Source organism: Brachybacterium sp. GCM10030252 (genome assembly GCF_042666535.1).
GTDB lineage: Bacteria > Actinomycetota > Actinomycetes > Actinomycetales > Dermabacteraceae > Brachybacterium.
In genome coordinates, this window is the sequence record NZ_JBHTDM010000005.1 from 46,702 (window position 1) to 66,166 (window position 19,465).

Below are 19,465 nucleotides of genomic sequence, written 5' to 3' on the forward strand. Positions count from 1 at the left end.
CCATCCGGCGTCAGCTCACGCCCGTGGGCTCACTCGCCACCGGCGAGAGCAGCGGCCGGGGCCGTGCGGGCGGCGGCTCGCCCCGGCAGCACCGAGGCCACCCCGCCGGAGACGATCGCCAGCAGCAGCACCAGTCCCACCTGGCCCCACGGGACCGTGACCGAGACCGGGTAGGTCGAGCCCAGCAGGGCATTGATGCCCAGAACGCCGTAGACGGTGCCGATCACGATGCCGAGGACCGCCCCGACCAGAGCGAGCAGCACGCCCTCCCAGCCCAGCATGGAGCGCATCTGACGCTTGGTGGTGCCCAGGGCCCGCAGCAGCGCATTCTCGCCGGTGCGTTCGATGACGCCGAGACTCAGAGTGTTGGCCACGCCGACCAGCGCCACCAGTACGGCCACCGCGAGCAGCCCGATGGTGATGCCCAGCAGGACGTTCAGGATCTGTGCGTAGGACTCCCGCTCCAGACCGCCCATGTCGGCCTGGCCCTGGACGAAGCCGTCGCTGGCGGCCGTGTCCCGGATGTCCCGCGCCAGATTGGTCATGCCCACGCCGTCCCGGTCGGGGGAGCCGGGGTCGGCGAAGTCGCCGAGGACGACCGGCGTGGCCGCATCTCCGACGAGCTCTTCGAGCGTGCCCGGGGTGACCAGCGACATCTGGAGATTCGCATCGACCTGGACGCGCAGCTCGTGCGGGGCACCGTCGGCGCCCTCGATCTCCAGCACCTGGCCGTCGGTGAGCCCGAACTCCTCGGCGCGTTCCTGTCCCAGCAGGACCACTCCGTCGCGGAGCTCGTCGGCCATCTCCGGTCGGTGCGAGGTATCGCGCACCGCCTCCGGGTCGGCGCCGTACAGGGTCATCGGGATATCGGCTCCCACCTCGACGTCCCCGCGCGCGGCCGTGTGCGTGGCGTCCATCCCGTCGATCGCGGCCACCTGCTCGGCGGCGTCATCGGGCATCTGCTCGGCGGACAGGACCATGTCGATGGGCCGGCGCGAATCGAGCTCGGAGGTCAGGGTCGCCTCGGCGCTGCGTGCGCCGACGGCCATCATCGTCATCAGGGTGGTCCCGATCAGCAGGGCCGCGACCGTGGCGGCGCTGCGCTTGGGGTTGCGGGCCACATTGGCTCCGGCGATCCTCGCGGGCAGACCCCCGATCCGGGCCATCACCCGGGCCACGAGAGCCGACAGGGGGCGGGTGAGGACGATCAGGGAGGCCAGCACACCGCTGAAGCTGATCACGCCGCCGGCCATGGCGAGCAGGATGCCCGGCCCCGCGGTGCCGTTGAGCGCCAGCGCAGTGCCTCCGGCCAGCGCTGCGACTCCGACGACGACGGCGACCAGCCCCAGCACACCCTGCACGCCGAGACCCCGGTGCTGAACGGGCGGGGCCGGGCGCAGCGCCTGCAGCGGGGCGACCCGGGTCGCTGCACGCATCGGTGCCAGGCTCGCCGCCAGGGTGATCAGCATCCCCGCGACCAGCGGGAGCGCCACCGAGAGCACGCTGACGGGCACCAGGGCGACCCCGTCGAGCCAGCCCAGAGCGGCGGCCGCGGCGAGCGCGGCCTGGACCAGCAGGTGCCCGCCGACAGCGCCGGCGAGCCCGCCGATCAGTCCCACCGTCAGCGACTCGCGCAGCACCACGCCGCGCACCTGGGAACGGGTGGCGCCGAGAGTGCGCAGCAGTGCAAGGCTGCGGGTGCGCTGGGCGATCGTGACGGCGAACGTGTTGGCGATGACGACGGCACTGGTGAACAGGGCGATCACCACGAACACCGCGAGGATCAGGCCGACGGCACCGAACCCGGCGAGGGCCTGCTGGGTGGCCTCTTCCTCGGCCTCTTCCACCGTGCGCACGGTGACGTCGCCGGAGTCGCCGTGCGCCGCGACCTCGGCGGGGTCGGTGCCCTCGGGGACGGTCGCCAGCCAGGTCTCGGTCAGCGTCCCCTCGGTCGGACCGTTCAGCTTCTCGGCGTTGACGTCGGAGATGAGCACGCGCGGGGTCGCGCCGAACGCCGACCCGTCGGCCGCAGGGACGAGGCCGACGAACGTGAAGGTGGCTTCCTGCCCGTCCATGGACATGTCCGCGGGCATGGTGACGGCCTCTCCGAGGCCCACGCCCAGCTGTTCGGCGGCGGCCGAATCGAGCACGATCTCGGACTCCGAGCTCGGCAGCCGCCCCTCGGACAGGAGCTCCTGGCCGGTCCCGTCCGGCGGGAGCATCGTGGAGGTGAGGAAGAGGTCCTCGCCGGAGTCGGAGGTGAAGACGAGGGAGCTGCTCAGCTGGGGCCACACGGCCTCTGTGCCCTCGACCTGCGGCGCCTCGAGAGGCTGCTGGGACTCGTAGTCCTCGTCGGAGAGCGGGCGCTGGATCTCGAGGTCCGCGCCCTCGTAGTCCCGGGCGGACAGTGTCGAGATCGCCGAGGTCATCAGGTTCCCGGCGACCACCATGACGGCGACGAACGCGCAGGACAGGGCGATGGTGATGACGGCGGCCAGGTGCCGCCGCAGCGGGGTCAGCTTCACGGAGGTCCGCAGTGCCATCAGCGCTGCCCTCGCAGGTTTTCGTCGCTGGCGATGCGGCCGTCGGCGAGGGTGACGATGCGGTCGGCGCGCTCGGCGGCATCGCGCTCGTGGGTGACCATGACGACGGTCTGGCCGAACTCGTCGACCGACAGCCGCAGGAAGGAGAGCACTTCCTCGGTGGTGTGCGAGTCGAGGTTGCCGGTGGGCTCGTCGGCGAAGACGACGGCGGGGGAGGTGACCAGCGCGCGGGAGATCGCCACGCGCTGTACCTGCCCGCCCGAGAGCTGGGAGGGCAGGTGGGAGAGACGGTCGGTGAGACCGAAGGCGGAGGTGATCGTCTCCAGCCAGGCCCGGTCCACCCGTTTGCCGGCGAGCTCGAGCGGCAGCAGGATGTTCTGCTCCGCGCTCAGCATCGGCAGCAGGTTGAAGGACTGGAACACGAAGCCGATGCGCTCGCGGCGCAGCTTGGTCAGCGCGTCATCGTTCAGTCCGGTGATCTCGGTGCCGTCCAGCCGGATGGAGCCGTGGTCGACGACGTCGAGACCGGCCAGGGTGTGCAGGAGGGTGGACTTGCCCGAACCGGAGGGGCCCATGATCGCGGTGAACGCGCCACGGGCGATGTCGAGGTCCACCGCGTCCAGGGCGGTGACTGTGCCAGCACCGGTGCCGTAGGTGCGGGTGACGTTCCGGGCGACGATGGCGGGGGCGGCGTCTCCGGTGGGTGCGGCGGGGGCGGCCTGAGGTTCGGCGGTCATCGGTGTCCTTCGCGAGGAGGTGTGCGGTCACCACCGATGTTTCCGTACCGGGGCTACGGCCGACGTCCTCCTGCGGTCTCGACGCTGCGAGGCGGCCCCGACCTCAGGATGGGGTGGTGTCATACCGGAGGCTGACACACCGGGCCATCCGGGAAGGGGCGGGCATCTCAGTCGGCTCCGGGAGCGACCAGTCCGGTCTCGAACGCGATGATCACGGCCTGGACTCGATCGCGGGCCCCGAGCTTGGCCAGCACCCGTCCGACGTGGGTCTTCACCGTCGCCTCCGCGACGAACAGCTCGGCGGCGATCTCCTGGTTGGAGAAGCCGCGCCCCATGAGCGTGAGCACCTCGCGCTCACGGTCGGTCAGCTCGTCCAGGACGGAGGTGTCCTTCTGCTGCGGCTCGGGGGCGGCGACCACACGGGCCAGCAGCCGGCGGGTGGCCGACGGGGCGATCACCGCGTCCCCTCTGTGCACGGTGCGGATGGCCCCGAGCAGATCCTCGGGCTGGGCATCCTTGAGCAGGAACCCGCTGGCTCCGGCCCGGATCGCAGCGACCACGTATTCGTCGAGATCGAAGGTCGTCAGCACCACCACGCGCGGGGCGCGTCCTTCGGGGGCCTGGGCGAGGATCTTCTCGGTGGCCTCGATCCCGTCCATCCGCGGCATGCGCACGTCCATCAGCACGACGTCGACGGTGCGGGCGCGGAGCTGGTCGACGGCGGCGGCGCCGTCGGCCGCCTGGACGACGACCTCCATGTCCTGCTGCGAGTCGATGACCATGGCGAACCCGGCGCGCACCAGCGGCTGGTCATCGACCAGAGCGATGCGCAGCGGGTGGTCGAGGGGCTCGGTCATGGGGTCTCCTCCGGAGGAATGCGGATGGTTCAGGGGCTCAGGGGTCCAGGGGCTCAGGAGTTCAGGGGCTCAGTGGCTCTAGTCGTCAGGGGTTCGAGGAGGGAGCCTGCCCGGGAGGGGGCGGCACGGATCGGTTCTGCGGGGACCGACCTGGCGAGGAGCGGCTCAGCGCAGAGCGGGCGGGCGCCGATGGGATCGTGCCGGAAGAGAGCGCGGCGCCGTCCAGCGGCACCGTGGCGAGCACTCGGAATCCGTGTCCCGGCAGCGGCCCGGCCTGCAGGACCCCGCCGAACACGGCGACGCGCTCACGCATACCGGTGAGCCCGTGGCCCTGCCCGTCGGAGCCGGCAGCGGCGCCCTGGCCGTCGTCGACGATCTCGACCTGGAGGCGCTGGGGGCTCCGGGTGATCCGCACTGCGGCGGTGGCACCGGGCCCGGCGTGCTTGAGGACGTTGGTCAGTGCTTCTTGGACCAGGCGGAACAGTGACATCCCCAGCGCTTGAGGCAGGTCGTCCAGCCGGCCCTCGATCTCGAGGCTGACCTCGAGGCCTGCGGCGCGCACCCGCTCGGTGAGGTCCTGGAGCATCTCGGGTCCGGGTTGGGGTCCGTACCCGGTCTCGTCCTCCTGGCGGAGCACGCCCAGCAGTGACCGCATGTCCGACAGTGCGGCGCGGCCGGTCTCCCCGATGGTGCTCAGCACCTCGCCTGCCTTGTCGGGTTGCTGGGAGGCGATGAAGCGGCCGCCGTCGGCCTGGGCGATGATCACCGAGAGCGAGTGGGCGACGACGTCGTGCATCTCGCGGGCGATGCGGGCACGCTCGTCGGCGACCGCGAGCGCCGTGCGCTGCTCGCGCTCACGCATGGCCTGCTCGGCGCGCTCGCGGGTGAGGGCCAGCTGGCGCACCCGGGCGCGCTGAAGGTTGGCGAGGGCCCAGATCGCGGTGATGGTGACGATGCCGACGACGAACAGGCCCGCGGATGTCCCGGCCGCCTGGAGCGGATCCCCGTACGGGTCGCTCGCGATGAATATGCCCCAGTACCCCGACTGGACCAGCACGCCGAGGAACCCCGCCGCCATGCCCAGGGCGTGGACCGCCGGCCTGCCGTACGCGACGGCACAGAACATCGCGTAGAACGTGAGGACGTCTCCGAGGACGACCGGGACGACCGGGACGTGCATCACGGCCAGGCACCCGATGAGGATCACGCCGAGCCCGGGCCGGACCCGGCAGACGGCGGCCGAGACGATCATCGGCAGCGAGAACAGGGTCCACCAGCCGATGCCTCCGGAGCCCGCGGCGAACAGCAGCACGAGGAATGCGGCAGCGGAGAAGACGATCGCATCGACCTTGCCGGGATTCTCGATGATCCAGCGGAACGGGTCGCGGAACCGGACGCGCCTGGCCGGCGCGTCCGGCCGTGCATCGGGTCCGTTCGTCATGGCCACGAGGGTACGGGGGCGGGGCAGCGGGCGCGTCAGACCGCGGTCGGATCCCGCGGGACAGGCCTGCTGGGCTCAGAACCCTTCCCGCGGGCCGCTCACAGACCGCGTGTTGTCGACTGCGTCAGTGCTGCCGGTCGGTCCCGTTCGCCCCGTCGGACCCATCGGACCCACCGGTCCCCTCATGGTCGGGTGACACGGTCGGCACGCCATGGCGCGGAGTGAGCCGGGCGTCCTCGCCCGTGTAGGCGTCCGCGTCGCGATGGAGATTGCGCAGGCGGATGTCGCGCCCCTGGTCGATGAGGTCCTCGTGCTTCGCCTCGGCCTTCTGGGCGCCCTTGTCCTCGCGCAAGGGCAGGTCCAGGCTCTCCTCGGCCGGCTTCCCGGCCTCCAGCTCCCGGGCGCGCTCGAACTCGGCGTCGACCTCCGCGCCGATCAGCACGACGATGTTCACGACCCACAGGGCGAAAAGCACCGCCATGATGCCGCCGATCGCGCCGTAGCTGGAGTAGCCCGCGACCGTGGTCATATAGATCGACAGCGCCACGGCCGCGAACGCGATGCCCAGGATCGCGACCACGCCGCCGGGCGAGATGAGCCGGAACGGCTTGTCCACGTTCGGCGCGCCCCAGTACAGGATCGAGATCAGCGCGAAGGCGAGCAGGAGGATCACCGGCCACTTCACCCACGCCCAGATGGGCAGGAACGACTGGGTGAGGAAGATCAGCAGATCATTCATGCCCAGCGGGGTGGCGATCGGGCCCAGTAGGCCTTCGATGATGGACTGGCTCAGCAGCAGGGAGACGAGCATCAGAAGGATGCCCAGGATCATCACCACGGTCAGCCCCAGCATCCAGGCGTTCATCCGGATCGCGCCGCGGCCCTCGGGGATCTCGTAGATCAGGTTGGCCACCCGCCCGTAGGCCTTCACATAGGCCGACGCCGACCACAGTGCCGTGGCGACACCGATGATCAGACCGATCGTGCCACCGGTGGAGGAACCCATCAGCGACTCCACCGTCGAGTCCACGGCATCGCCCATCTGCATGCCGCTGCCGCCGACGGCGGCCTGGATCGTGTCCTTGAGCAGATCGGCGATCTGCTCCTGGAACCCTCGCAGCAGCAGCGTGGCCAGGGAGAACAGGGCCAGCAGCGTCGGTGCGATGGAGAGGACCATGTAGTAGGTGAGCTTGGCCGCCTGATCCGTCCCGCCGTCGCGCGAGAACTCCGCGAGGACGCGCTTGACCATGTACTTGAGGGTGGGAACGCTCAGGCGCGGGGCCTTGGTGCCGGGGGACTCGGCCATGAGGAGGCCTCCTGGGGTGTGGCGATCTCGCGGGCGGATGCATTGTCATCCTGCCATGAGTGCGAGCTGAGAGAGTTGTCCACAATTCTCGGGAGAAGCGAGCAGGGGATCTGCCTTCATGCATACAGTGGCGGTCGTGTGCGAGATGCAGCACACACCGGGCCGGGGACGAGGGGTCCGGGGACACGGGGCCGGGAGGGGACTGGATGGATGCCGCCACCATCATCGAGAGCGAGTCGCGCGAGCTGATACGCCGCCGCGGCCTCGATGCGCATGCCGACCAGCTCGAGCGGCTGATCCGCGAGGTGGTCGCCGACTACGACCGGCGCTCATCCTCCGGCGAGGTGCCCGTACTGCACGGCGATGACTCCACGGTCGCCGAGATCGCCGCGAGGATCGGCGGCTTCGGCGCGCTCCAGGAGATGCTCGATGATCCGACCATCGAGGAGATCTGGCTGAACTCGCCCAGCCAGGTGTTCTGCGCCCGCAACGGCCGAAGTGAGCTGACCACCATCGTCCTGGGGGACGCCGAGGTGCGCGGGATCGTCGAACGCATGCTCGTCAGCTCCGGCCGGCGGCTGGACATGAGCACCCCCTTCGTCGACGCGCTGCTGCCCGATAGCTCGCGCCTGCACGTGGTGATCCCGAGCGTGACCCGCACGCACTGGGCGATCAACATCAGGAAGTTCGTCGCGAAGGCACAGGATCTGCAGGGGCTGGTCGCACTGGGATCGCTCACGCCCCAGGCGGCAGATTTCCTCGACGCGGCCATCGCCTCCGGCCTGAACGTCATCGCCAGCGGCGCTACCGGCGCGGGCAAGACGACGTTCCTGCGCTGTCTCGCACAATCCGTGGGCGCACGGGAGCGCGTGGTGACCATCGAGGAGGTCTTCGAGCTCGACCTCGGGCTTCGCGATGTGGTCGCCATGCAGACCCGCCAGGCGAACCTCGAGGGGACGGGGGAGATCTCCATGCGGCGTCTGGTGAAGGAGGCGCTGCGGATGCGCCCCAGCCGCGTCATCGTCGGCGAGGTGCGCGAGGCCGAGTCGCTGGACATGCTGATCGCGCTGAACAGCGGCTTGCCGGGTCTCGCGTCGATACATGCGAACTCGGCCCGCGACGCTGTCACCAAGCTGTGCACCCTGCCGCTGCTGGCCGGGGAGAACGTGTCGGAGGGGGCGTGCAGGCTCCGCCGCTCCCGCCGTAGACGTCCGGCGTGCTCGTCGACGCGATGTGCGCGCCTGTCGGTTGCGCGGTATCAATCGGGCACCAACTGGCCTGTCCCTCCCGGGCTGCGGTCCAGGAATGTCCCTGTCGCCATCTAACGTGGGACGCGACTCGTCAACCTATGGAGAAGCGGACTCATACATGAACAACCTCGGGCCCTTCGTCTGGTCGATCGCAGACCAGCTACGCGGTGTCTACAAGCCGCACCAGTACGGCAGCATCGTCCTGCCGTTCACGATCCTTCGCCGGCTCGACGCACTCATGGCGTCCACGCGCGACGAGATGCGGGCGCTGGCGGCGAAGCACACCGGTGGCGTCCTCGATGCGCAGATGCGGCGCGCGACGGGCCTGTCCTTCTACAACACGAGCAAGTACGACTTCGCTCGGCTTCTCGAGGACCCTGACCAGCTACGCGAGAACCTGATCGAGTACGTCACGAGCTTCTCGTCGAACATCGATGTGTTCGAGCAGTTCGGCTTCGAGCAAGTCATTGACGTCCTCGACGAGAACAACCGGCTGTACCTCGTCGTGGAGCGGTTCGCGGGGGTTAACCTCCACCCCAGTGCGATCTCCAACGCGGAGATGGGTGACCTCTACGAGCACCTGATCTACAAGTTCGCGGAAGCCTCGAACGAGGAAGCCGGTGAGCACTACACGCCCCGCGATGCGATCCGCTTGATGGTGGACCTACTGTTCGCCGAGGAGCAGGAGTCGCTTCTCGGCGAGGGAGTCGTCCGCACGGTCTACGACCCGACCGCGGGCACCGGTGGCATGCTCTCGGTTGCCGAGGAGCGTCTGCGTGAGCGCAACCCCAGCGCCCGGCTGACCCTGTACGGCCAGGAAATCAACCCTCAGTCCTACGCGATCTGCAAGTCGGACATGATCTCCAAGGGCCAGGACATCGGCAACATCCGCAAGGGCGACACCCTGATCCAGGACCACTTCTATCGCCGCACCTTCGACTTCTGCCTCTCCAACCCGCCTTACGGCGTCGACTGGAAGGCCGCCGAGGATTTCGTCAAGGAGGAGGCGCGCACCGGCAAGCTCGGACGCTTCGGTGCCGGGCTCCCGTCCGTCAGCGACGGGCAGATGCTGTTCCTGCAGCACCTCGTTAGCAAGATGCGCCCGGCCCACGAGGGTGGTGGCCGCGCCGGCATCGTGTTGAACGGCTCGCCACTGTTCACCGGTGCCGCCGAGTCTGGGCCGTCCAAGATCCGGCAGTGGCTGCTGGAGGAAGACCTCGTCGACGCGATCATCGCGCTGCCGACGGATATGTTCTTCAACACGGGCATCGCCACGTACGTCTGGGTGCTGGACAATGCCAAGACGCCGGAGCGCCAAGGCACCGTGCAGCTCATCGACGCCAGCGGCATGTGGACCAAGATGCGCAAGGGCATGGGATCGAAGCGTCGCGAGATCTCCGTGGGCCAGCGGGACGACATCGTCTCGCTATATGACGCCCACGAGGACGGCGAGCAGTCGAAGATCCTGTCCACCGATGAGTTCGGATATTGGACGATCACCGTTGAACGCCCGTTGCTCGATGACGATGGCCAGATCGTCCGGGACCGCAAGGGCCACCCGAAGCCCGACGCCAAGAAGCGCGACACGGAGAACGTGCCGTTCACGTATGGAGGCAACACTTACGGTGCCGACGGCAAGGACGCGACGGTCGAGGCGTACTTCGCCGCCGAGATCGCTCCGCACATTTCAGATGCCTGGATCGACGACAAGAAGACGAAGGTCGGGTACGAAATCCCATTCACCAGGATCTTTTACAAGTACGTGCCTCCGCGTCCACTTGAGGAGATCGACCGTGACCTCGAAGCCAAGGTCGCCAAGATACTCACCATGCTGAAGTCGGTGGAAGCATGAGTGCGCTCCCCTGGAGCTCAGCGCTTCCTCGTCATTGGCAAGTCGTACCCGCACGAGCGGTGGCACAACCTGTGAGACGCGAGCCAGAGCCCGACGATATGACCGTAACGGCGTTCCGTGACGGCCGCGTTACGCTTCGGTCAAATCGTAGAACTGATGGATTCACCGAATCTGTCAAGGATGTTGGCTATCAAGGCGTGCGCGACGGTGAGGTTGTTATTCATTCGATGGATGCCTTCGCGGGGGCAATTGGTGTGTCCGATTCGAATGGAAAGATGTCGCCGGTTGTGCACATCTACAGAACCCCAGGCGACAACCCGGAGTTTATTGTCCACGCTCTGCGTGCCGCGTCGATGGCCGGATTTATCCGCGCGCTCGCAAAAGGTATTCGTGAACGTTCGACTTCGTTTGACCGTTCGGTCTTTAAGTCGATGCTCTTGCCACGTCCGCCGCGGGTCGAGCAAGATAAAATCGTTGCGTACATTGATCGCGAGACGCAACAAATCGACGAACTGATCGCCGAGCAGCGCGGCCTCGTCGATTCTCTGCGGGAGCGACGTGACGCAGTCGTAAAGCGATCTATTTCTCGCGGAGTCGATCCAGGTGTCGATATTGCTGACAGTGGTGTTTCATGGATTGGCGCAATGCGTGCTGATGCACAGCTGGTCCGCGTGCGGTTTCTTGCCGACGTAAATACTGGGAGCGGCGATACGCAAGACGCTACGTTCGGAGGCGACTACCCATTCTACGTCCGTTCCGACTTGGTGCAACGCTCGGATAGGTTCTGTTTTGAGGGTGCTGCGGTCCTAACGTCCGGAGACGGGGCGGGCGTTGGGAAGGTCTTCCATTTAGTTCAAGGCGGGCAGTTTAATGCACACCAGCGGGTGTACGTGATGAACAATTTTCGCAACGTAATTCCGTCGTACTTCTTCTACGCGTTTAGCGCTTACTTTGGGTATGTCGCGCTCGATGGTAGCGCTAAGAGTACAGTGGACTCAGTTCGTCGTCACATGATCACTAATATGCCGATTGTGGTCCCATCTCTCGATAGCCAGCGAACGGTCGCCGCATATCTCGACGAACAAACGTCCCGAATCGACGCACTGATCGCAGAGTCCGAGAATCTCATTACGCTCTCATTGGAGCGACGTGCGGCGCTGATCACTGCGGCTGTCACGGGCCAGATCGACGTGAGGACGGCGGCATGAACAGCCAGCACAAGGAGATCGAGTTCGAGAGGGAGCTCTGCGAGCACCTCGAAGCGAACGGCTGGCTGTATTCCGAGAACGACGGCCTCTACGACGTAGAGCGGGCGCTTGTCCCTGCAGACGTCTTCGCGTGGCTCCAAGAGACGCAGCCGGCGGCGTTTGACAAGTTCGTCAGGCCCGGCTCGCCGGACGAAGCCAAGCGCCGGCGAATGCTCCTGGACCGTCTCACGGCCAGCCTCGACAAGCCGATGACTGACCGCGAGGGTGCCCTGCGTTCCCTCCGCAAGGGCTTCAACGTCGCGGGGCTCGGCGCTGGATCCGCGAAGTTCGACATGATGCAGGCGCGTCCGGAGACGTCGCTGAACCCGTCGACTCAGGCTCGTTACGAGGCGAACCGCCTTCGGGTCATGCGGCAGGTCCACTACGGCGACGGCAACAACTCAATCGATCTGGTGTTCTTCCTCAATGGCGTGCCTGTGGCGACGGCGGAGGTGAAGACCGAGAATACGCAGACTGTGGAGGACGCGAAGCAGCAGTACCGCGAACGTGTGCTCCAGCCGAAGGGCAAGAAGCCCTTCGCGCTGCTGGGCAACGGCACCAGAGCCCTTGTGCACTTCGCCGTTTCCGAGGACGAGGTCTGGATGTCCACGAAGCTCGACGGCCCGAAGACCCGCTTCCTGCCGTTCAACCGCGGTACCGAGGACGGCGGAGCCGGCAATCCGTTGAACCCGAACGGGCAGAAATCGGCGTATTTCTGGGAGCAGGTGCTGCAGCGTGATGCGTGGCTGGCGATCCTCTCGCGCTTCATCTGGATCTCCGAGTCCCGCAGCAAGGACCAGAGCGGTCGGCAGAAGCGCTCGTACACGCTGATCTTCCCGCGATTCCATCAGTGGGACGTGGTGCGGAAGCTCGAGGCGGCGGTCACTACACCGGAGCCTGACCGGCGCTTCCTCATCCAGCACTCGGCAGGATCGGGCAAGACGAACTCCATCGCGTGGACAGCGCACCGCCTGGCGCGCATCCAGGTCGGCAACAAGAAGCTCTTCGACACGGTGATCGTGGTGACCGACCGGAACGTCCTGGACGCGCAACTGCAGGAGGCGATTCGGCAGATCGATACGGACAACCAGTCGATCGTCGCCACCATCGATGACAAGGCGATCCGGGAATACGCCGCGTTGCGTGAGGACTACTCTGCCTCGAAGTCCGGCGCGCTCGGACATGCCATCGAGTCCGGGAAGCTAATCGTTGTGGTCACGGTCCAGACGTTCCCGTTCGTCCTGGATAAGCTGCAGAACGCGGAGGAGTTCAAGAAGAAGAAATTCGCTGTCATCGCTGACGAGGCGCACTCCTCGCAGTCCGGACAGACTGCTGCGAAGCTGAAGAGCGTCTTGTCCGACGAGCAGCTGGGGGAGCTCGCGGAAACAGGCGAGGTCGAGGTCGACGCCGAGCAGATGATGATCGATCAGATGCTCTCGAGCGAGATGAAGGCTCGGGCGACCCACGAAGGGATCTCGTTCTTCGCTTTCACTGCCACACCGAAGAAGAAGACGCTCGAGACCTTTGGCCAGCGTGACGGCGACGACGGAGAGCCCAGACCGTTCCATCTGTACTCGATGAAGCAGGCGATCGAGGAGGAGTTCATCCTCGATGTGCTGCGGGGTTATCGCACGTACAAGATGTATTTCGACCTCGGCGAGCGTGTCGAAGGTTCCCTCGATGTCGAGGTCGACGAGTCCGAGGCCAAGAAGTCGGTCATGCAGTGGGTGCGGGTGCATCCCACGACCATTGCGCAGAAGTCCGCGATCATCGTCGAGCACTTCCGAGAGAACGTGTCTCACCTGCTCGACGGGGCGGCGAAGGCGATGGTGGTCTCCGCCAACCGGCTGGGCGCTGTGCGATACAAGCGGGAGATCGACCGCTACATCAAAGCGAAGGGTCTGGACTACGGCACGCTCGTAGCGTTCTCGGGCACGGTCGAAGACGCCGAGACGAGCGCGGAGATCGGCCTGGAGACGCTGAACGAATCCACGATGAACGGCGGCACGCGGGATCTGCGCCAGGAGTTCAAGAGCCAGCAGTACCAGGTGATGATCGTCGCGAGTAAGTTCCAGACCGGCTTCGACCAGCCCCTGCTATGCGCGATGTACGTCGACAAGAAGCTCTCCGGGATCACGGCGGTGCAGACCCTCTCGCGCTTGAACCGCACCCACACGACGACGAAGGGCACCAAGAAAACTTCCTTGATGACGCAGGTGGTCGACTTCGTGAATGACCCCGCGGACATCCAGGCTGCGTTCGAGCCGTACTACGCCGATGCTCACATCGATGAGTCGACCGACCCGAATACGATCTGGGACATCCTCTCGAAGCTCGACGGTGCGGACATCTACGAGCCGGAGGAGATCCAGGAGGTCGCTAACGTGTTCCTCACGGAGGGAACTGGAGCGGGATCCAAGGTCAACGGCAAGATCGCCCGCGGTCTCGGTCCGGCCAAGAAGCGCTACTGGGATCGGATGGAAAGCGCCCGGCGTCGGGAGGACCGACTGGAGCTGAACGAGCTGGCTCTGTTCCGGAAGAACGTCACCTCCTTCCTGAGCTTCTACGACTTCATCACTCAGGTTGTCGACTACGAAGACCTCGACCTTGCGAAGAAGGCGATCTATCTGCGACTTCTCGCGCCGCATCTGCGCGATACCGGACTCACGGACGTGATCGACCTGTCCGACGTCGAGCTGACTCGGCTTCAGCTTGTCGAAGAACAGCCGGCGGACATCGACATCTCTGGCGGCGGGGAGATCACCGGAGCATCGCAGCCGGGCAGCGCCGAGCCGCGTGATCCCAAGATGGTGGCCCTGATCGAGGTGGTGCGCGAGTTGTCTGCGATGCTCGGCGAGTCGGAGGAGACGACTCGAGGTGCGGTGGAGACGATCATCTCGAAGCTCGGCGAGGACCCGACGTTGGTGAAGCAGGCGCAGTCGAACAGCGAGACCCAGTTCGAAGAGAGCCCCGACCTTCAGGCCAGTACGGACGAAGCTGTCCTGGCCGCCGGCGATGTGCTGGGCAGGGTCAGCGAGGTGATCTTCGCCGGGGACGCTGACGCTGAAAGAGCCCGGCAGCTGATCGCGCGCGCTTTCTACCGCTCTCGGAACATCGCTGCAGACGGGTAGCCAGGAGAGGGCGGCCGCGCCTCCGCACCCAGCCGTCTACCCGCCCCTGCGAACTCTGGAAGAGGTAGGCGCGGGGGAGTGCGGTGGTTAGCCTGACCGGTGTGGCAGAGCGAGGACTAATCTACGGCCGTGCCTCCCGGGACCCCAAGCACCGCGGCACCAGCGTCGACGACTAAATCCGGTAGTGCCGGGCCTGGGCGGATGCCAACGGGGTCGACGTGGTCCGCGTCGTGCGTGACGACGACAGGTCGGCCAGTGCGAGCGCCAAGCGCGACCGGGAAGGGTTCGAGGACGTCCTCGACACGGTCAGGCAGGGCGAGATCGATGTTTTGATCGTCTGGGAGTCCTCCCGTGCGTCGCGCGACCTCGCTGTCTTCGTCGACCTGCGCACGGCATGCCGGGATGCGGGCGTCGGGCTGGTCTCGAAGGGCCGCAGATACGACCTCGCGCACACTTCCGACTCGTTCACCGCGACGCTGGATGCACTGCTGGCCGAGCGGGACGCCTCGGATATCCGTGACCGCAACGTGTGTACGGTACGCCGGAACGCGGAGTTAAAGCGGCCGCACGGGCGGTTCGTGTACGGCTATCACCGGGTGTACGACTCGGCGACGGGCGCACTGCTCGACCAGACGCCGTACGTGCGGGCCGGCCCCGACGGCGAGTCCGCGCGCACCGCTGACGGCACCGTGATCCCCGTCCTTCCCGATGACCCGGCACCGAAGACCCTGTGCGAGGAGGCGCGGGTCCTCGTGGAGTCCGCCGAGGCGGTCCTGGCGGGCAAGTCGCTGCGGAGCGTGGCCCTCGAGCTGACGGCCCGCGGCGTGCCCAGCCCCCGGCGGCCGAACGCGAGGACGCTGCGTGAGAACCCGGGCGGCGTCGTGACCTACTGGCATCCCGGCTCGCTGCGCCAGCGGCTGCTCAATCCCACCATCGCGGGCCGGCGCGTCCACCAGGGCCAGGACATCGGCGAGGCCACCTGGGCCCCGGTCATCGACCATGGCACCTGGCTGCGGTTGCACGCGGCGCTGACGAACCCCTCCCGGCTCAGCGCGCCCCCGCGGGGGAAGCAGCCCCGGCACCTGCTGTCGGGCATCGCGCGCTGCGGCGAGTGCGGGGAGCGCTGAAGGCCTCGACGAACATGTCCCGATTGCCGCTGGCGTACACGTGCCTGCACGAGGGGTGCCGGAAGGTCACCGTCTCCGGCCGGCGCGTGGACGAGATGATCGATGCCCTCTTGCTCGTGCTGTTCGGCTCGCCCGGCTACCGGGCATTCATCGCGGAGTCATATCGGCAGCGCCAGGAGAGTGAGCGCAGCGGCCCGGACGTCGCCGGGATGATCGCGGCTAAGGAGGCCGAGCGCGCGGACCTCGACGCCCTGAGGGCGGAGGGCGGCATCACGCTGCGCGCCTACGGCGTCGAGGACCTACGCCTGGCGGAGGAGATCGACCAGCTGCGTAGCCGGGAGATCGCCCCCGTCAGCTCGCCCGCACTGCGGCGGATGTTCAGCGCCGCGAGCCTCACCGAGGGGTGGAGACAGGCCGGGCTGATCGAGCGGCGCGAGGTGATCCGGATCCTGCTCGACGTCCGGGTCGCCAAGGCGACGAGGCGCGGCCGGCGATTCGACTACTCCCACGTCGAGGTGGAGCCGGGGCAGCTGCTACTGGAGTCCATTGACCGCATGCTGCCGGACTACGACCCGGACGATATGGCGGCCTACTTCGGCCCGGCCTCGGGTTCTCTTGACTCCGGGGACGGGTCCGGTGAGGGCTCGCCATCGTCTCCGTCGTGAGCATCGATGAGCCCGAGAAGCTTCCCGGCGACTTCGTGGCTCGGAGCGGGGAAGGCGTCGAGCGTGCGCTCGAGCCAGTCTTGGAACTCGGGGTCGTCGTGAAGGTCAGGCACGAGGCCTCCTGCTGCATACAGTGTGCGGGAACAGAGTAGCCCGCCTGCACAATCAGCCCTTACCGCGGTGCGCTGCGAACGGGTCGATGACACTGTGCACGCCGTGCCTAGGGCAGATGAAGGAGATCCGCATGCCGACCTCCGTCGGCATCGGCTCCGGCTCACAGTTGCCACCGCATTCCGTGCAGGTCCGGTAGCGCACGTTGCGAGAGTTGCCGTCCATGTGCTGAAGCGTACGCGGGCGATAGCGGGCTCCGCCTGTGGAGAGGCGGCGCTGTGGATCGCCGGCCGCCGGTCCGCTACTGAGACTCGTCCGTCTCCGGACCATCGCGTCGACCCACCTCACGGTCTCATCGGCCGTCGAAATCCGGAGGATGAGGCCCTGCTCGGGCTCGAAGCCGAGTGCCATCAGGTGCTTCCGCCAGCGCGCGAACGCCTTCTTCTCGGCGTCGGTCGCCACCGGGCTGAGCTCCGCCGCGCCCGTGGACTTCAGATCGACGAGCACACAGCGCTTCCTGCTCAGGCCCGCGACGAGTCCGGGCGGGTGAGGGAGGGCAGACGCCAATCCTTGTTGGAGGGGGCGGGAACGACGGCTGCGACCATAGCCACCTCCAGCGCGCGTCGGCCGCCTCCTCCTCCAGGCACCGGGCCGCACGGCCGGCGGTGGGCCCCACGTGCTCGAGGACCCACGCCTGCCGCTGCGAGCTCAGCTCGAGGTACTGGTCGAGGATGGTCGCCCACCACGGGCCGGCCGGATCGAGCACCAGCTGGGCCCTCGACCACGGCTGCGCTGGATCCTCGCCGAGGACGGAGACGATCAGGGCCGCGGCCCGGGCCACGTCCTCCGTGATCGCCGCGGCCTTCTCGCCGCGCTGCTCGGCCTCGACCCAGCGGCGGCGGTAGCCGCGCTGCAGCACCTGCGGCTTCGCGTACGCCATGCCGACCGCGCGATCGACGAGATACCCCAAGACAGCGTCGTGCAGCGGCTGATGACTCACCGGCACCCCCTTCGTGGTCGATCCCCGCAGCGAGCGTACCCGGTCGCGGCGATTCTGGACACTGGTCTAGTGCACTGTCGGGGCCGCGACGTAGCCTCCAGCCATGTCGTCCGACGCGCCCACCGGCTTCGCCGTCGCTGATGCGGTCCTGCACTACAGGCGGATCCGCGAGCTGACGCGCGACGAGCTTTCGTACGTGCTCGGCATGCTCGACCACGAGCTCACCGACGAGGACATCGATTGACCGCGAGTACGCGGCCTGTGTGCGTGTGCCGATGCGCTGGCGGCGGTGATTGCTGCGGAGATCCTCATGGTCCGCCGACGAGCGTCGGGGATGAGAGGCTAAAGCATGGCTGTCTACTCAGATCGTGATCGTCGGCAGATCGACGAAGCATGTGCAAACTGGCGCGAGCGGTCGCTGATCGGTGACGCTTCGATGCTCCATCCTGACGAGTTCCCCACCTGCTGGTCGAGGCCTGTACTCGACGAGCTGAACGAGAAATTCTGGGAGAACCTTCTCGAGGGGGAGGAGGGTGGCGGGCGCTTCGAGAGCAAGTGGGAAGTGCAGCTGGAGGGTGCTGACATCGAGGTCAGGTTGCTCGCCGCGGAAACTTTACTGGTCTATTATCTGGTCACTGCGTCGGTCGGGCCGGGCCGGAAACTGGAGATGATCAACAAGACGATCGGATCTGATCATCCGGAACTTCATGTAACCACCGACAGTACTGTGTACGAAGCACTTGAGAATTGGATTGCGAATCCGGGCCTGTACTACAACACCCGTCAGGATCTCCATGTCGGTTACCTGATGGCGCTCGCCTTGCGGCTAAAGACTCTGCCGCGCGACGAGAGAGTCGCGCTCTTGGAGGACAATCCGTGGGGGTTCGCCAGGTTTGCTGAGGACGGCGAGCATCACAGCGACACGATGCGCCACATAGTGTGTCACCTCCTGTATCCCGCGTACTTCGAGAGGATCGCGTCGAGCCGGCATAAGGAGCTCGTCCTCAAAGCTTTCGGTGATCTTGACTCAAGTGGCTCTGACGCCAGCCAGGACCAGAGACTGTACTCGATCCGTCAGGCGTTGAAGGAACGTCTGCCCGAGTGGGACGAGAGTCGACGCGACTACTACGAATCCGATCTCAAGCCCATTTGGCACCCAGTGGGACGCTCAGCGGACAGCGCGACGATGGACCCCGCCTTCGCCCTGGATTTCAAGAAGCAGATCGTGCTCTACGGCCCTCCCGGGACCGGAAAGACCTTCACAGCGCGCGAACTGGCAGAGAGCGTGATCAGGGCGGCTGCGTTGCAACGGTGGGGTGTGGATGAGTACTTCAGCGATGTCAGCGCGGTTGTCGAGGCTGTCAGGGACCATGTGACCAGTCTGCAAATGCACCCGTCCTACGGCTACGCCGAGTTCATGGTGGGTCTGCGGCTGGATGCTGAAGGCGGAACGAGCTATCAACTAGGTACTCTTCCACGGATCGTTGAGCGAATGCGCGTCGAACAGCAGGAAATGGGTGAGCGTGCGTTGCCGCATGTGTTGATCCTCGACGAGATCAACCGGACTGATCTGAGTGCAATGTTCGGTGAGGCATTCAGTGCGATGGAGCGCGACAAGCGTGGCACCGATATTGACCTTTTTGCCGAAGGGGACGACGGTGAGCAGATCCGATTTGCAATGCCGGAGGACCTCTACATCGTCGGGACGATGAACGAGATCGACCAGTCTGTCGAGGCGCTGGACTTCGCGATGCGTCGCCGGTTCTTCTGGTTTCCCGCCCCGTTCGACAAGGAGGCTCTGTTCGCCATCTGGGAAACGCAGTGGGCTGAGCAATCCATGACGGTGGAATGGCGTGACGCTGTGCCCCAGCTCGAGGATCTGGCCGAGGGAATCTCCCGTCTGAATGCGAAGATCGCGGAGCTGTCGGAGCTGGGCCCAGAGTACGAGCTCGGGGCTGCAGTGTTCGGTGACCTGCCGTACTTCGTCGCGCTCGAGTGGCGGCATAAGGTCAATCGTCGTCGCCAGGGAAAGTATCTTTGGAATGTCCAGGGCAAAGTACTCGCACCGTTGCAGTCTCTATGGACACTTTCGATTGAACCAGTGCTTTCGCAGTACTTGGCCGGCTCGGACCGGCGCGTTGAGCAGCTGGAGGAGCTCAAACAGTCCCTCTTGACCCCGATGGGCAACTGAAAATGGC

14 protein-coding genes and 1 pseudogene are annotated in these 19,465 nt (G+C 66.4%); 9 read left to right on the plus strand and 6 right to left on the minus strand.

Going from position 1 to position 19,465, the window contains the following annotated elements; translation table 11 throughout:
• Positions 1-29 precede the first annotated feature (29 nt).
• The 5 genes from ACFQRJ_RS04205 to ACFQRJ_RS04225 form a co-directional block, all read right to left on the minus strand.
• Entirely contained in the window at positions 30-2,543 is a 2,514-nt protein-coding gene (locus ACFQRJ_RS04205; RefSeq protein ID WP_377017380.1) for an ABC transporter permease, read from the minus strand.
• Positions 2,543-3,280, minus strand: coding sequence for an ABC transporter ATP-binding protein (locus ACFQRJ_RS04210; RefSeq protein ID WP_377017382.1), 738 nt, complete (start codon positions 3,278-3,280; stop codon positions 2,543-2,545). Before ACFQRJ_RS04210 ends, ACFQRJ_RS04205 begins: the two co-directional genes overlap by 1 nt.
• A 167-nt stretch (positions 3,281-3,447) precedes the next feature.
• A complete protein-coding gene (locus ACFQRJ_RS04215) occupies positions 3,448-4,137 on the minus strand; it encodes a response regulator (protein ID WP_377017384.1) in 690 nt (229 codons plus the stop codon).
• Between the two features lie 85 nt (positions 4,138-4,222).
• The gene (locus ACFQRJ_RS04220; protein WP_377017386.1) at positions 4,223-5,578 is read right to left on the minus strand and encodes a sensor histidine kinase; all 1,356 of its coding nucleotides are present in this window, start codon (positions 5,576-5,578) and stop codon (positions 4,223-4,225) included.
• A gap of 124 nt (positions 5,579-5,702) precedes the next feature.
• Entirely contained in the window at positions 5,703-6,884 is a 1,182-nt protein-coding gene (locus ACFQRJ_RS04225) for a YihY/virulence factor BrkB family protein (protein WP_377017388.1), read from the minus strand.
• 206 nt (positions 6,885-7,090) lie between these two features.
• Between ACFQRJ_RS04225 and ACFQRJ_RS04230 the strand changes: the two genes are divergently transcribed.
• The 7 genes and pseudogenes from ACFQRJ_RS04230 (at position 7,091) to ACFQRJ_RS04260 (ending at position 16,156) form a co-directional block, all read left to right on the plus strand.
• A complete protein-coding gene (locus ACFQRJ_RS04230; protein ID WP_377017390.1) occupies positions 7,091-8,209 on the plus strand; it encodes a CpaF family protein in 1,119 nt (372 codons plus the stop codon).
• Positions 8,210-8,252: 43 nt separating this feature from the next.
• On the plus strand, positions 8,253-9,986 hold the full coding sequence (locus ACFQRJ_RS04235) for an N-6 DNA methylase (protein ID WP_377017392.1): 1,734 nt from the start codon (positions 8,253-8,255) through the stop codon (positions 9,984-9,986).
• 98 nt (positions 9,987-10,084) lie between these two features.
• Positions 10,085-11,194, plus strand: a complete 1,110-nt coding sequence (locus tag ACFQRJ_RS04240) for a restriction endonuclease subunit S (protein WP_377017394.1) — start codon at positions 10,085-10,087, stop codon at positions 11,192-11,194.
• Positions 11,191-14,364 carry a type I restriction endonuclease subunit R gene (locus ACFQRJ_RS04245; protein ID WP_377017396.1) on the plus strand — a complete coding sequence of 1,058 codons (3,174 nt, stop codon included), beginning with the start codon at positions 11,191-11,193 and terminating at the stop codon, positions 14,362-14,364. The genes ACFQRJ_RS04240 and ACFQRJ_RS04245 overlap by 4 nt, the downstream gene beginning before the upstream one ends.
• 197 nt (positions 14,365-14,561) lie before the next feature.
• Positions 14,562-14,882, plus strand: a pseudogene (locus tag ACFQRJ_RS04250) (recombinase family protein); the annotation flags it as partial.
• Positions 14,883-15,053: 171 nt separating this feature from the next.
• A complete protein-coding gene (locus ACFQRJ_RS04255) occupies positions 15,054-15,491 on the plus strand; it encodes a recombinase family protein (RefSeq protein WP_377017613.1) in 438 nt (145 codons plus the stop codon).
• A 14-nt stretch (positions 15,492-15,505) separates the two neighbouring features.
• A complete protein-coding gene (locus ACFQRJ_RS04260) occupies positions 15,506-16,156 on the plus strand; it encodes a hypothetical protein (RefSeq protein ID WP_377017398.1) in 651 nt (216 codons plus the stop codon).
• A 165-nt stretch (positions 16,157-16,321) separates the two neighbouring features.
• Here ACFQRJ_RS04260 and ACFQRJ_RS04265 read toward each other — a convergent pair whose 3' ends face one another.
• Positions 16,322-16,774 (minus strand): hypothetical protein, encoded by a 453-nt coding sequence (locus ACFQRJ_RS04265; protein WP_377017400.1) that lies wholly within the window; start codon positions 16,772-16,774, stop codon positions 16,322-16,324.
• A gap of 596 nt (positions 16,775-17,370) precedes the next feature.
• Between ACFQRJ_RS04265 and ACFQRJ_RS04270 the strand changes: the two genes are divergently transcribed.
• Both ACFQRJ_RS04270 and ACFQRJ_RS04275 read left to right on the plus strand, forming a co-directional pair.
• Positions 17,371-17,511 carry a hypothetical protein gene (locus ACFQRJ_RS04270; protein WP_377017402.1) on the plus strand — a complete coding sequence of 47 codons (141 nt, stop codon included), beginning with the start codon at positions 17,371-17,373 and terminating at the stop codon, positions 17,509-17,511.
• Between the two features lie 105 nt (positions 17,512-17,616).
• The gene (locus ACFQRJ_RS04275) at positions 17,617-19,458 is read left to right on the plus strand and encodes an AAA family ATPase (protein WP_377017404.1); all 1,842 of its coding nucleotides are present in this window, start codon (positions 17,617-17,619) and stop codon (positions 19,456-19,458) included.
• The last annotated feature ends 7 nt before the right edge of the window (positions 19,459-19,465 follow it).